This is a genomic window from Pseudoalteromonas sp. NH0006-26 (genome assembly GCF_057552415.1).
This window is the reverse complement of sequence record NZ_BAAJMJ010000001.1, coordinates 355,972-371,632: the sequence shown is the minus strand read 5'-3', so window position 1 is coordinate 371,632 and position 15,661 is coordinate 355,972. Positions and strand designations below refer to the sequence as shown.

The window sequence follows — 15,661 nt, the reverse complement described above, 5'->3', positions numbered from 1 at the left end:
AATAAAACCGGACTGTCATACTGTATGAATCTTATACTAGCACAAATGACAGCGTTGTCATTATTTTTATTTACAAATAAATAACTTCTTTTTGTCTTCAATAATTTAAGGAAAACGCACCTTAACGGTGCGTTACTTTAAGCTTTCTGCTAACACGATTCGCATAAGGCGTTTTAGAACGAACCCATACATCTTGTGTTACTTTGACAGGTTGTGTGTAGGTTTGCCATTGCTCATCACCTTGTTTATATTCAATTACTAAACCAGGGTAAGCAATATTGGCGAACAACATGCCGTTATCAATTTTAGCCCCCGCATTTGCAAGGCGATAATGCACATTTGCACGTTCTAACTTGGCAAATTCCTTTAGCCCCATGGTGGCAGCAAACGTTTGCCATTGCTGATCGCGCTGCTGCTTTAATTCAGGGCTAAAGCGATTTGTTTGTTGGCTATAAACAAAGCCATTATGATCATACGGTACCGCCCAATCCGCTTTATGCCATGCACGCTGTGCCAGCGATAATAACCGTGGGAACAGCTTATATTCAGCCATATTATTGGTGCGTGTATTTTCGCTCCATAATTGACCCTGAATACCCACAAAACGTTTATCTTTAGCCAGAGGCGCGGATACGACCTTGCCTTGCTCATCATGCTGTAATGTGTCATCAGCTACATAAGGCTTATCTTCTCTATCAAGCCAAAATTCAGCATGAATAGGCAAATTATCTGGCATAAACTGAAATATCTTTTCAGTATTTATATGCCTTGAAGCCCAGTAATAACCATGCTCTTGTGGGTCTGCCTCATACGGGAAGTCAAAATACAATACATCTGGCGAAGAAAGCACTGCTTGCCAATTTCTATTAGCAAATTCATGTGCACGCTGATGGCCATTCCACATTAGTAAATCCCAGACATTACCTTGCACAACCTCTGGCATATTCTCTGGGTTAGTATGCGATAAGCCATCGCTCCATGCTGCGGTTTCAATATTCATATCAGCCAACATATTAGCGATACGTTCAATAAAATAACTGCCCAGCTGACCTGCTTCGGTAATTTCTAACTTATTTTGTTTAATAAAATCAGCACAAGCAGGTGAGTCGACCCATGCTCCGGCGGTTTCATCGGCACCTATGTGATAACGAGTTAGCGGGTGCTGTGCCTCACTATGAATACTTTTTACTTGTTCCATTACTTCACGGATAAACGCATAGGATGAGTCTAAACACACATTAATGGTATTGTCGTTGTAGTGCTGTACCGACGAATAGAGCGTTGTATCAAGCGGGTCATAAAGTAAAAACTGTTCGGCTTTTTGTTTATCGCCTTGTTTTATGTATTTATTATAACGCGCTTGCATGGCTTTAATTGCAGCGCGAGAATGCCCTGGCATGTCAAGCGATGGGATCACCTGAATGTGGCGCGCACTCGCCGCTTTAAGTATTTCTTGGTAGTCAGCTACCGAATAATAACCGTTTGCTGCACTTGAAGTATCTAGTCCTGCGCCTAATTGTGGCATTAAACATTGCTGCTCGCTTTGATCAAAACAGCGCTTTGCACCTACATCTGTTAGCTCAGGAAGTGATGGAATTTCTAAACGCCAGCCTTCATCATCACCTAAGTGTAAATGTAGCTTGTTAAGTTTATAAGCCGCCATTTGATCAAGTAACTTTAAAATAAAACCTTTGGCACGAAAGTTCCGTGCTACATCAACCAACACCCCTCTAAACTGATAATGCGGTGCATCAACAACCTCTCCCACTGGTAACATATCACTGTTAACTTGGTATAAACTCGCTAAGCTTTGCAGAGCATAAAAAATCCCAGTTTCGTCAGCGGCATCAATAACCACCTCATCGGCTTTAATCGCTAATTTATAACTGCCATTAAGCTGATCTTTTTTAACAGAGGAATTAAGTGTGACTTTAATTGCCGCTGCATCATCGCTTATATTAATACCTAATAGTACCAAGCGCTCAATTGCAGCCAATACACTTGATTTATCAACTTCTGCATAGTTAATATTAAGCCCTTGGCTAATATCAAGCGTTTGAGTTTGACTAAATTCGCTAACGCGTGGGGTGGGTATAATTTGTTGAGCAATCACATTGCTTACTTGATTTTGCGAGGTTAAATAAGCTGAAAAGTCATACTTTTCATTACGCTCAAACAAGCGCTCAGCAGTAAGCCACTGAGTTTTATCGCTCTCAGTACGTTTAAACTGACGAGTGTAATCGGTATAAGGTTCTACATGTGGTAAAAGCTCTAAGCCCGTCTCTGGGTCAATTTTAGGCCTTGTACTTTCAATCACTTTAGCGGTGTCATTGTTATTCACCACGATATAGTTAGGAATAGCGTCGCTTTGCGATAATGACCAAAAATGCGCATAAAAAGTAATCGTTTTAGTCTCACCGGCTTTAAAGCCAGTAAACCCGTCTTTAAGCTCAATAACATGAATATCGCCATTAACGTGTTTAATAGTAAATTCATCGCTAACCGACTTTTGTATTGGCGTAATTTGACTAAAGTAAATTTTCCATTGGTCAACATTGATTGCCGAGTTGGCTGTTAAATGTAAGTTTGCTTTAAAACAGTGACCGTTTTCAATATTTGGATCGCACTGAGCTGATGGGCGGTTATCAACTTGCTGATATTTTATTTGTAATGTGTTAGCAAGTAACTCCACAGCACTATCGTTTGCAGGGCTTAGCTGAACCGATACGGTGCTTTGTTCATCAACATTGCCCTGACACGCACTTAAACCCAGTGCTAAGCAGCATGCTGTCAGTAATGATTTAATCTTCATTCGCTACTTTCCTCTATTGTATTAACTTAGTCACTTAAGCACCTATTTCAAATGCTAAAAATTAAGCCGATTTTTCAATGCATTCATTCTTAGTGTGGTTAGTTTATAATGTACCATCAGCTAAAAAATATTTTATGCTTTTAAATAATAATTAACATTGCGCTTTAACTTATGACAACGCTGTCATTTAGCTGTTAATGTATCCTTTTTTTTCTTTTATAGCTACACAAGGGGGCAAAAAAGATACAAATAATTTACATGCATACGTATGGTTTTATTTTAAATCATTGTATTTAAATGAGATTTAAATATTACCAAATCATTACCTGAAACTTTATCTACCATTCTCACAAGAAAGGCGTATAAATTAACTGTTAATATTCAATGATGTCTTTATAATTTAGCCGTCAAATAATAAAAACCGAGCACAGTTAACTGCATTTGCTGTAGTTGTTTGCCGATAAAGATAATTTAGTGCCCAAAATGATATGTAAAGGTCTATTAAGCCGATGAGAACAACAATAAACGACGTGGCAAAAGATGCCGGGGTATCAATAAAAACGGTATCTAGAGTAATAAATAACGAAACCTCGGTACGTGACAACACCCGTGAAAAAGTCATGGCGTCGGTCGAAAAGTTGAACTTCCAGCCTAACTTAGCTGCAAGAAGTCTTGCAGGAACAAAAGCCTACAGCATAGCTTACATATACGACAACCCTAATGCGTACTATATCATCGATATGCAAAACGGTATTTTAGATGCGTGCAAAAAGCAAGGGTTTGAACTACTTATTCACCCATGTGATGCTAAAGAAGCACATATTTTTGATGAAATTACGAATATGATTAAACGCACACGTATCGCGGGAATTTTACTCACCCCGCCCTTTTCTGAAATGCCTGAATTTGTTGAAAAGCTAACTCAACTAGACCTAAAAGTTGTGCGTATTTTATCAGGGCACGACGCGCCTGACTCATTAACACCCTGTATTATGATTGACGATAATCTCGCCTCTAAATCAATTACTGAGCATCTAATTAATAACGGGCACACGCGCATCGGCTTTTTAGCTGGGGGCAGCGAACATAACTCGACTAAAGAACGCTTGGAAGGTTATAAAGCCGCGCTAGCCCAATACGACATTACTATAGATCCAAGCTTAATTATTGATGGCGAATATTCATTTGAGTCGGGGGTTGAGGGCGCTAAAACACTCATTAGCCAAACTAATAGGCCAACCGCTATCGTCTCATGTAACGATGAAATAGCCGCCGGTGCGTTATTTGCAGCCAGATTAATGAACATTGATATACCCAGTGAACTTTCTATAACAGGGTTTGAGGATAGCCCATTCTCGCGTCAAACCTGGCCAAAACTCACCACCGCTCATCAGCCAAATAATAAAATCGCCGAAGATGCGGCCAGCTTGTTAATAGCCCAAATTCGTAATGGCAATGACCGCGATATTATAAAACTATACACTCCTGAACTCGTCGTCAGAGACTCTACCGCACGCCCTAGTTAACCGTGTAAATAGGATCACCGTATCATTAATTTCCCCTGTGCGTTGTAAAAAAACCTTCAGCGCAGGGTCATATTAAAAAACGGCCTACTTTTTGATTATACCTTCTGTATTACTGAGTTTATTAACAGTTAGACGACTTTCAATGTAAATTTTACACTTGGGGTCGGTTGATCTTTCAAGGTTACACAACTCAGTTCAACTCTCTAATACCGATTCACTTAATTAAGTATTATTGCAAATTGGTATAAATATACAGGAGTAAATTATGGCCAAGTCAGCCCAATTGTATAGAATGGCAACCGATGAACATATTTGCCCATTTGGTTTAAAATCTAAAGATTTGCTTGCACGTCAAGGCTTTGAAGTAGACGATCACTTACTCACCTCAAGAGCGCAAACCGATGCGTTTAAACAGCAACACGACGTAGAAACAACACCACAAACGTTTATAGATGATAAGCGCATCGGTGGCTACGATGAACTTAGAAGTTTCTTTAATAAATCGCCTGCCGGTCAGCAAGGTACAACCTATACCCCTGTGATAGCGATTTTTGCGGTTACCTTGTTGCTCAGTTTAGCTTTTTCGTTAAGTGGTGCAGGGCTAAGCATGTATACACTTGAGCTTTTCGTGGCATTAACCATGGCCGTACTAGCCATTCAAAAGCTACAAGATTTAACCAGCTTCTCAAACTCGTTTATCACTTACGACTTACTCGCCATGAAAGTGATCCCTTACGCTTATGTATATCCATTTTTAGAAGCCTTTGTGGGTATAGGTATGATTGCAGCGCTGCCCGCTTATTCAATTGCCCCTATCTCTTTATTTATAGGTAGTATTGGCGCAGTCTCTGTTATTAAAGCTGTATATATAGATAAGCGAGCACTAAAATGCGCCTGTGTTGGCGGCGATAGCAATGTACCGCTTGGCTTTATTTCATTAACCGAAAACCTATTTATGATAGCAGCCGGTCTATGGATGCTAGTTAAATAATATAAAAGCGCGGTAAGTTACAACTTACCGCGTCCTTCATATTTTGATAGCGGGCTACGAGCTGCGGGAGGCGCTGCGCTAAAAGTGCAGGTTCTGGGTTTTAGGTTCTGGGTTTTAGGTTCTGGGTTTTAGGTTTTAGGTTTTAGGTTTTAGGAATAGTATGACTAGATACTAGGTTGTTTGCACAAGCTCGCTACTCGTCACTCGAAACCTGTTGCCTGTTTACTTTCTTCTCATTCGCTTCTCTGTGGTCAAATAGGTTTTAGTAAAATTTTCACATAGAGGTTATGAGACGCTGCGCGGAAAGAGAGGGCTAAAGGTGCTAGGTTGTGTTCGCTACTCGTGACTCGAAACCCGTAGCTCGTAGCTCTTCGCTCGAAGCCAGTCTTATTTCGGTAAGTTCAAAAGCCCTATTTGATCGGTGCTAATTAAGCCGCGATTAAATAGGACTCTTGTCCTGCATGTTTGTTGTTGCGTTTAAACGAGCCTTTGCCTTTTTTAGCTTTAACCACTTGCGGCTTAAATACTTTAGAGGTTACCAGTGCTGCTAATGCGTTGTGTTTGATCACGCCGCGGCCGGTGTCTACAGCGGATTTATTAACCGCTTTTGCTTTGCATTTTTTAGTCATATTATTTCCTATTCGTTAAAAATAAAAGAATCACTCGAAGGAGCAATGCGCCTTCGTTATGGATGGCGATTGTATGCTTAATTTTCAAGCATGCAATCATTTTTAATGCTGTTTTAAATATATTTTAGCCATAAAAAAAGCGCCGTTTATAACGGCGCCTATTTAGCTTATAAAATTAAAAGCTAAAGCTTAGTTTTGCATAGTAACTACGGCCATCAAAACCGTATGGTACAGCACGTAACGGGTATTTAAATGCCCCATTTGAGATAGCATTTAGTACTTCATCATCACCTAGCTCATCCGGTGTTTCATCAAATACGTTGTCTGCTCCAACCGATAACGAAAACATCTCATTAATTTCATAGCTTACGTTTAAATCTACGAGTACTGCAGTCTCTACGGTACTCGTCGCTTTAAACGAGCCATCTGTTGCAAGCTCAATATGGTCATTACCAAAGTACTTCACATCAGTTTCGCCAAAGTAATTAAAGCGGATCATTGCGCTGTAGGCATCACGCTCATAATCAAAGGTAAGCGTTGCACGTTCACCCGGTTGTCCGTCGGTTAAAAAGCTACTTTGAATGTCATCAAGTGCTACACTTTTTGGAATGCCGGGAGCTGCATTCACACTATCAATATTAGTTTCGTTTAAGTTACCCGCAAACGTAGCAGAAAAATTACCATCATATAAATCAGTGCGGTATGACGCAATAATGTCCACACCTTGAGTGGTTGAATTCACTGAGTTTGAAAAGTAATTCGCTTGCACTGCACCCGTTGCTTGCAGAGCAGCAACCGCCTCAGGACTAAACGCCACATCATCAGCCGACAACAAGCTACCTAGCGTAATACGGTCTTCAATTTCTACTCGGTAAAAGTCAACAGTTAGCGATAAATCACTGGTCACATCGTAAACAAAACCGGCACTGTAGTTAGTTGATGTTTCAAGCTTTAAAGTATCAACACCTAAAGCAGCAGGGAACGCTGAACCTGTTGTCGCAGTAAACGACTGACTTAACGTGCCGTCAGACCCTAAGTTAGTGGTAAAAGCAGTGTAACCACTTTGCTGTAATGATGGTGCTCTAAAACCCGTTGATAACGCACCACGTACCGCAAAGTCATCATTAAATTCATAACGTGTTGCTACTTTACCTATGATGTCGTCACCTGCATTCGAAAAATCTTCATAGCGAAGTGCGCCGCTCACATTCCATGCATCGTTTAACATGGTTTCTGCATCAACATACACCGCATAGCTATCACGGTCGCTCTTATTCGAGGCTTCAGGACGAAGGCCGTTATAAGCTTGAAAACCACATTGTGCAAATTGACTCGGATCGTTCACCGATGGGTATGAGGTATCCGTGTTGGCTGTTCCACATGCGTATGATGCTTCTTCACCGGGTACAATTTCATAGTTTTCTTTACGGTATTCAGCGCCAATTGAAACATAAACAGGCTCACTACGACCAATATCAACAATCCCGTTTATATCTGCATTAAAGGTTGTTTGATCAAACCTAAAACCACCCGAGTATCCCTCTGTTGGGCCAGCATTCGCGGCTATATCGGTATCGCTTGCATCGGGGTTATTAAATAAATACTCCGCCGCGTATGACGCATTTAAAGTATTGCGTGAGGTAAAATCGTATTGGTTTTCACCATAAACTGCAGAAACATCGTAGGTCCAATCAGGGTTAATTTCACCTTTAAAACCAACTGATACCGAAATATCTTGTGCTTCATTATCTATTTGCGGTAAAAAACCGTCGCTGTAAACTTGCGTTACGTTTTTAGACGCTTCATTAAAATTACGGTAAAAGCCGTTGCCTAGTGCAGTTCGCTCAGAGTAACCACCAAATGAGTAAAGCTCCCCCTCACCCATTGGCAACGCCATATTGTAAAATACCGAAGTAAATTCACTCTCTGCATTACCTTGTCCCCAACGTACTTCGTCCGATAAAGTACCTGGTGCGACATCAAGTGAACCACCGGTATCTCGCTCTGCGCGGTTAGTTTTATCTGCATCGCGGTACTCAAGCGATAAATTAATAAAACCGCCCTCATTACCTAATTCAAAGCCACGGTTTAAACCCGCAGAAATTGTTTCTCCATCCCCTTCTGCCGTTTCGCCATATTGTACGTACCCGGTGGTTAAATCTGTTGAGTTATTAAGTGATAAGTTGATAACCCCTGCAATTGCATCAGAGCCATACTGCGCCGCCGCACCATCACGCAACACTTCAACCCCTTTTAAAGCAATAAGCGGGATCGCATTCATATCAGTACCCGCAGAGCCGCCGCCCACAGTACTGGTTAAACCAAAAATAGATTGATTATGACGGCGTTTACCGTTGACTAAAACCAGCGTTTGGTCTGGTTGTAAGCCGCGTAATGTAGCAGGGCGAAATAAATCGGAACCGTCAGAAACTTGTGTACGAGAAAAGTTAAACGACGGTGCCGTTGCCTGTAAGCTTTGGCCAAGCTCGGTAAAGCCGCCTTTGTTTAAATCATCTGCGTCAATTAAATCAATAGGTGATGACGACTCAGTGGCAGTTCGGTTTGAAACTCGCGAACCTAAAACAGATATTTGTTCGATATTTTTTTCAGCTTTAGCAGGCGCTTCTTGTGCATTAACCATACTTGGCGCACTGAAAGCAAAAGCAACCGCTACAGCCAATGTGTTTAAACGATATGTTGACATAATGATGACCCTGTTTTGTGTATTCTTATAATGTGTGTGGGGTATATTCCTGTATCCCCTTGCCAACATCCTAGCAACATACACAAACAAAAAGAAACAAAAAAATTGATAAAATTAGCATAAGAATGCAAATAACTTTAAAAACAGAAAAATAACACCTTTAAAAGCTCAAAATACAGCCAAAGTAGCAATTTAATATCACAACCCCAAAAGTTAATGCAATGTTAAAATTAAGGTTTTGTTTATAATTAGTAAAAACAACAGTTTTGTATATTTTTTACTCTGAACTGGGCAAAAAACACACTCCAAATGACGTTTTATGCGGTTTTTATTAGACTAAAGTAGATAGCAAAAGGTAAGAAAGGGTACTCAGCAGAAACTATAAATAGGTCGTTATGTAGTACTGTCCGTTTTTAAACAATATTTTATACAGGCCTATTTAAGAGGTGTAACTATGCCAATCAAACTCACTAATAAGATGACAAAGTAGAGGGTCTACGCCTGTTGATTCACAGTACGCACGTAATTGCATGGGGGTTTGTTTATCAAAAATAACTTGCCTAACTACATATAACATATGATTGAATATGATTAGATCATTATCATTAATACCATCTAAATCATGGCAACTCATCAGTAAGTTACATATTTTAGTATCGTATCCCCATAACTTTAAAACGTAGGCCGAAATAAAATTGGCACTTACGTACCCATCGGCCATAGTTTGGGCATGCTCATCTGGCGCATCGCTTTGAGCTTGAGACAATAAAATAATCTTGCCAACAAAACTCAATAACGCCACCGAGAAAAGTAGCTCTTGATGTTGTAGGCTAAACCCAGCTTGTTTAGCAAAGCGCTTAACACAGCTAGCGTAATTCGCCGCTATATTTAATTGCTTTTCATGTACGTCACTAGGAATAGACGATTCAAAATTTTTAGCAACTAATAAAGACGTCGTAATTGCCATTAATATGGTAATTCCAAGCCTCGATACAGCTTCATCTATTGACGATGTAGGCCTAACAAAACCAAGATAAGCGGAGTTTGCAAGTTGTAACAATTTAGCCGTTATTATTGGCTCTTGAGAAACAACATTGGCTATATCGTGCAAATCAAATTCATTGCTTTGTATTAAGTCTCTAAGTTCTTTTAAAATAAGAGGGTAAACAGGAAAGCTAATCATAGCCCCTAACTGCCTGCGCACATTAAAAGCAAAAGGTAACGACTTTAACGCCGCTACATTGTCAAAAAGCGAGGTTATATCTGCTTCATTAAACGGCTTAGCAAGATAAGCATGCACAACATTAGGTTGTCGCATCATAGTACTAAGCGTCATATCGCCGGTAAGTAACGCCCTCACTGGATAGGGGTTTTGTGAAGAGCACTGCTCTAAAACATCCAATCCATTCATTTGCGGCATTAAATAATCACTTAATACTAAATCTAAGTCTTGCTTAGTGTTTAGCAGCTGCCAAAATTCATCAATATCAGAGGTTGTCATTATATCAACCTCTGGATAGGCTCGATGAATAGTCCTTTGTAATACTTTTAATAAAAAAGCATCATCGTCTAGTATGACGACCGTAATCGAACTCATTGCGCACCTTGAGAATTAAAATGGTTTAAATAATTACAAAAATCATTCTGCTCTAAAGGCTCACTATAGTAATAGCCTTGTATATAGTCACACCCTAACTTTTTAATTAATTCACATTGATAGGCTGTTTCTACCCCCTCAGCAACAACTTTTAAATTTAGATCATGCGACATACGCGTAATATTACGAACCATACTTTGCATCGCTAAAGACGATTCAATATCAGTAATAAGGGTTCTATCTAGTTTAACGCCATCTACAGGCAGCTTTGAAAGGTAGCCAAGTGATGAGTAACCTACACCAAAGTCATCAATCAATAGCTTAAACCCTAACGATCTTAGCCTTATTAATTGCTGTTCGCAGGTAGTAAAATCTTCGATTAGATAAGTTTCTGTTAACTCAAAAACTAACTGTGCCGGCTCTAAACTATTGCTGCTTAAACACTCGAGCATGTAGTCAATCCAATCGGGATCATCTTTTAATTGCCTAGCAGACAAGTTAATTGCTAATACACCCACGCCTGTTTTGTTATCACCCCAATATTTTAGTGTTTTACAGCTTTGAGAAATAACCCAGCGCCCTATTGAGATAATTTGACCATCGCATTCAGCAATAGGGATAAAATGAGCTGGCGCTACCCAGCCATGTTTACTCGGCTCATACCAGCGAATTAACGCCTCAGCAATAAATATTTGGCCTGTTTTAGTATCAATCTTTGGTTGAAAGCGTAATGAAAGCTCATCTTTATTTACCGCTGTTAATAATAAACGGCTTAACTCAAAGTTCTTTTTATAATCTGCGACCAGCTGAGGGTCAAAGCGAGAACAAATACGCTGCTGATCACCTACTTGATAATTCATCGTCAACTGCATTTGATTAACGAGTTCTTTTCCCTCTAAGCTATCCTCAGGAAACAAACCATACACCCCATAAAGCTGCACATGAGCATCGGTGTATTTACTAGGGAGTACTTTTTTCAGATCATTCATCGCCTTATTTAAATCGGTTAAAATTTCACTATCAGATTTAATTTCAGGAACAAATAATACGAACCGATCGGCGCTCTTATGAAGAACTTTGACCGCTTTTTCTGATACACCTTTTAGCACTTCCAAAACCAATTTTACAAGGTGGCTGCCATCTTCGCCCCCTAGCAAATCATTAATTAATTGAAACTGCGCAATACCTATATAAACTAATGCATAACATTCTTTATTCGCTTCACATAAAGCTAAATGATTATAAAAGTCAGACTCGTTGGTTACCACCGACTGTGTTCTGGTGAGTTGAAAAATGTTACTCATGCTATTTGAGTTGCTTGATAACTTTAAAAGTTGATAAGAATCATCATTTAAACAACGCTCTATCATAACTTCTTCGCTTTTAGCTAGATCAGAGGCGCGTGCATAGTTAATAAAAAGTGTACTGCTTTGCTTGTCAATAAAAGACTGGCTTACCGCTTTATTTTGAGCTGTATCTAAATGGGCGAGGTGTTTATTTTCATATAAATGAATATCTGGAATGATTTCAGCGGCAGGTGCGTTAAAACGATTAATAATACCGTTATTGTCTATTTCTATTAGGCCAGACATGCTGCCCATTAATAATTGATCTCTTACTCTTTTAGCTCGGCGCTGTTCATATTTTACTTGCGCCTCGCTAATGTTCTCAAGTAGCTCACTATCGACCCATGGCTTTTCTAAAAAACGAAATACCAATCCCTGATTCAATAACTCAACCACAGACTTAAAATCAGCATATCCACTTAGCACTAAGTTTACGCAATCGGGCCAGCGACTTTTAACCTGCCGTAATAAGTCAGCGCCGTTCATTTCTGGCATTCTAAAATCGGTAATGATGATTTCAATTTGATTAGCCGCTAATATTTCAAGCGCTTCAAAACCAGTGGATGCTGTTATTACATCATAACCAGAACGAACAAGTACTCGCTTTAAAGACTTCAATACATTGAGTTCATCGTCTACTAATAAAATTCGCAAAGCCACTATTTACACCCCAAGAAGAATTCTATTTTCACCAAATAAAATATTTACACGGTTTATCAATGTATCGTTACTAAATGGCTTACAAATATACCCATCAGCACCGGCATTAACTGCATCGATTAGTTGAGTTTCAGGCATCCCTGAAATCACTAATACCTTAATATCTTTAAACTCTTCGCAAGAGCGGATAAAACGAATGACCTCAATACCGCTTAGTCCCGGCATAGATAAATCAACAGTTATCAGCTCTGGTTTTCGCTGGTGCATTAACGTACCGGCCTCGAACCCACCTGCGGCTTCTACAACGTCAAAACCGCTTCGTTTTAAAACACGCCTAATTGCAGAACGAACATTAGCCTCATCATCAATAATTAAGACTTGCGGCTTATGCGACAAACTTTGTGGAACGGGCATTTTATTTCTGACTAAAAAGTCAATAAAGTCAATCACCTGCACCCTGTAATTACCTCGACCAGTCAGCTTATGCCCTTTTAAGTCTCCCGCGTTAATCCAACGGCTTACCGTACGTTGGTGAACATCGCAATAACTAGCAATCTCACTTGGCTTTAATGTTTTTAGCATGCTAATAAAATTCAACTTGATTTTAAAATCACATTAACATAAGTTTAATGATATAGCGACAAATAGGACATTTAAGACGTAAGTGACATTAATTAACAGCTAACTCAATAACACACCTTATTCAAGAATAGTCTAGAATAAATCCTAAGCTATTATTAATAGTTAAAAACACCCACAATTGTGGCTATCTTTATTTCCAAGGGGCATCTATGTTCGCCATTGATACTTTTCACACACACGGCAGCGATATAGATAAATTTATTCAACCTATAAGCCAATTTGTAGACCATGGCCCAGACTTGCTGCTAGGGTTTGCAACAACCGATACCATTAAATACCTTTATAATAATCAGCCACGCTTTTTAAAAAACACTCAAAATTGTTTAATCATCTCTTCGTGCCTTGGTTCATCAACCGAGCAAACCCTCTCATTAAATGAGCAAAGTATCAGTTTATTCTCGATTAAAGACTCAAGGGGTCATTATGGGATTGCCAGTTGCAATACAACCAATAATCTAAGAGAAAATGCCTCTAAAACCGTACTCAAAGCCATTGCTAATGCAGGCCAGCCAGGAATAACCCCCAAAATGGTCTGGTGCTTTCAAGTCCCAGGGAACGAAGAGCTAGTATTACAAGGAATTCAAGATGCGATAGGGCAGCGTATACCCGTTTTTGGAGGAAGTTGCGCCGACAACGACATTTCAGCACAGTGGCGTTTTAGCGATGCTAATAGTGTATACCAACAAGGCTTTATTATTGCGGTGTTATATCCCTCTGTAGAAACGTTCGGCTTTTATAGTTCAGGCTACGATAAAACCGACCAGCTGGGTACAGTTACAAACGTTGATGGTCGCATATTAAATACTATCGATAACCAGCCTGCCTTTGATGTTTATAATCAGTGGCGAAAAAACATAGGGTTTGAACAGTTAAAAGCAGGAAATATACTTACCCAATCAGTAATGACCCCACTGGCAAGAGCCCTTTCCTCTGATGATGATATTCCTAGGCTGCTGCTAAGCCACCCAGCGGTAGCTGAAAATGGCACGCTAGAATTATTTTCAAATTTAAGCGTTGGCGATACTGTTTATCTTGCTTCGGGAAGCCCTGAACAATTAATAAAACGAGGCGATATGGTCGTTTCTTCACTGACCAAACTGGCAGACTTACATGCAATAAAAAATATAAAGGGCGCTATTATTATTTTTTGTGGCGGCTGCATGTTATCTATTCAAAGTGCAATGCAAGAAGTAAAACACTCTATTGCAGCACAATTACCCAACACACCGTTTATTATGGGCTTTACCTTTGGAGAACTTGGCACATTTAGCGACTCAACTAGTAAGCACGGTAACTTAATGATCTCATGCGAAATATTTGGTGATTCTGTATGACTACCAACGAAATACTATTAGAAAAACTACATTTATTACAGGTTCATAATTTAGCACTTGAAGAAAACCGTGCCTTCAACAGCCTGATTTTAGACGGCCTAGATGCAATCTTAAAAAACGACAGCACAGAAACCTTACTCACTGAGTTTTTTAATATTTTGCAACAAGCGATCTCTTTTTCTGCGGCTATTTTAATTAAAATAAATCCCAGTGATGAATTATCTACATTAGTCACAGCATCGCACCCTCATAGCGATGCAATAATTACCCAGCTTACAGTTCTCGATAAACCGAATAGAAACATTAAAAATGTATTTAACTTACACCAACTTCCTAATTGGCAAGTAACCGATCCTTTTTGGCATTCGCAGCATGCAATGCTCACCACCCCAGTAAGTACTAGCACAGAGAGCTATCAGTTGTATATTTTTTCTGAAACGATTGGCGCATTTAATCAACACGACATTACTTTAATGCAACGCTTTGTCAGTTTTGCAGGGAATACGATTTCACAATTTGAAAAACGAAATCTACTTGTTAAACAAAAAGAAATGCAAGAAAAACAAAATAACATAGAGCAAATGTTAATCAACTCTGAAAAAATGGCTTCGTTAGGGCAAATGGCTGCAGGCGTTGCGCACGAAATAAATAACCCTTTAAGCTACATAGTCAGTAACATCCAAAATTTGGCTTACAACCTAGAGCAATTTAGCCATTTAATTAACGCACTCAAAGCAGAAAAAGCCATAACGCAGCAAACATTAGTAGATACGCTACAGCATTACCAATTTGATGAATTACAATCAGACTCAAGCGATATCATTACTGAAATGAGTGAAGGGGCTGATCGTGTTAAAGAGATTGTACAAGGGTTAAGACAATTTGCTCATCCAGATCAAACCCAAATTGGCGACATTGATATAACCGAGCTTATTGATAACACATTACGTGTTGCCTGGAGCGAAATTAAATACAGCGCCAACGTTGAAAAACACTTCAACACAGAACCAATCATCATCACTGGTCGTTCGACTCAACTCTCTCAAGTATTTTTAAATTTATTTTTTAATGCCGCTCAAGCTATTTGCGACAAAGTTGGAGTGATCAGTATTACCACTAAAGCCGATAAAAATAATGCCTATATTACGATTGCAGATAATGGCTGTGGAATTGATGAGGACAAATTAAATAAAATTTTTGATCCCTTTTACACTACAAAGCCGATTGGCCAAGGTACAGGGTTGGGACTGGCTATAAGTAAAGCAATAATAGAACAACACGGTGGCCTAATTAGTGTTAAAAGTCAGTTAAATCAAGGCACTATTTTTAACATTACCTTACCTAAAAAGCCTAACTTAACTGACGATGCTTTGAGTATTTTAAACGCGTAAAAAAATCGCTAATGAGTGATTTTTTATCA

Annotated in this window: 10 protein-coding genes; 4 read left to right on the top strand and 6 right to left on the bottom strand. The window is 39.4% G+C overall.

Annotated features, from left to right (window positions below; translation table 11 throughout):
• Positions 1-121 precede the first annotated feature (121 nt).
• The gene (locus AC27JR_RS01520) at positions 122-2,812 is read right to left on the bottom strand and encodes a family 20 glycosylhydrolase (RefSeq protein WP_487172549.1); all 2,691 of its coding nucleotides are present in this window, start codon (positions 2,810-2,812) and stop codon (positions 122-124) included.
• A 509-nt stretch (positions 2,813-3,321) separates the two neighbouring features.
• Here AC27JR_RS01520 and AC27JR_RS01515 point away from each other — a divergent pair.
• Entirely contained in the window at positions 3,322-4,338 is a 1,017-nt protein-coding gene (locus AC27JR_RS01515) for a LacI family DNA-binding transcriptional regulator (RefSeq protein WP_131692277.1), read from the top strand.
• Between the two features lie 265 nt (positions 4,339-4,603).
• Positions 4,604-5,329, top strand: a complete 726-nt coding sequence (locus AC27JR_RS01510; protein WP_487172548.1) for a MauE/DoxX family redox-associated membrane protein — start codon at positions 4,604-4,606, stop codon at positions 5,327-5,329.
• 428 nt (positions 5,330-5,757) lie between these two features.
• Here the strand turns inward: AC27JR_RS01510 and arfA are convergent, their stop codons facing one another.
• From arfA to AC27JR_RS01485, 5 genes are all read right to left on the bottom strand, one after another.
• The gene (gene arfA, locus AC27JR_RS01505) at positions 5,758-5,958 is read right to left on the bottom strand and encodes an alternative ribosome rescue factor ArfA (RefSeq protein ID WP_008464937.1); all 201 of its coding nucleotides are present in this window, start codon (positions 5,956-5,958) and stop codon (positions 5,758-5,760) included.
• Positions 5,959-6,133: 175 nt separating this feature from the next.
• Complete coding sequence (locus tag AC27JR_RS01500; protein WP_487172546.1) at positions 6,134-8,662, bottom strand: TonB-dependent receptor plug domain-containing protein; 2,529 nt, start codon at positions 8,660-8,662, stop codon at positions 6,134-6,136.
• A gap of 439 nt (positions 8,663-9,101) precedes the next feature.
• Entirely contained in the window at positions 9,102-10,259 is a 1,158-nt protein-coding gene (locus AC27JR_RS01495) for an HDOD domain-containing protein (RefSeq protein ID WP_487172545.1), read from the bottom strand.
• Positions 10,256-12,265 carry an EAL domain-containing response regulator gene (locus AC27JR_RS01490; protein WP_487172544.1) on the bottom strand — a complete coding sequence of 670 codons (2,010 nt, stop codon included), beginning with the start codon at positions 12,263-12,265 and terminating at the stop codon, positions 10,256-10,258. The genes AC27JR_RS01495 and AC27JR_RS01490 overlap by 4 nt, the downstream gene beginning before the upstream one ends.
• A gap of 3 nt (positions 12,266-12,268) precedes the next feature.
• The gene (locus tag AC27JR_RS01485) at positions 12,269-12,847 is read right to left on the bottom strand and encodes a response regulator (RefSeq protein ID WP_076918811.1); all 579 of its coding nucleotides are present in this window, start codon (positions 12,845-12,847) and stop codon (positions 12,269-12,271) included.
• A gap of 209 nt (positions 12,848-13,056) precedes the next feature.
• Here AC27JR_RS01485 and AC27JR_RS01480 point away from each other — a divergent pair, with 209 nt between their 5' ends.
• Both AC27JR_RS01480 and AC27JR_RS01475 read left to right on the top strand, forming a co-directional pair.
• Positions 13,057-14,241 (top strand): FIST signal transduction protein, encoded by a 1,185-nt coding sequence (locus tag AC27JR_RS01480; RefSeq protein WP_487172543.1) that lies wholly within the window; start codon positions 13,057-13,059, stop codon positions 14,239-14,241.
• Positions 14,238-15,632 (top strand): sensor histidine kinase, encoded by a 1,395-nt coding sequence (locus tag AC27JR_RS01475; protein WP_131692283.1) that lies wholly within the window; start codon positions 14,238-14,240, stop codon positions 15,630-15,632. Before AC27JR_RS01480 ends, AC27JR_RS01475 begins: the two co-directional genes overlap by 4 nt.
• Positions 15,633-15,661 lie beyond the last annotated feature (29 nt).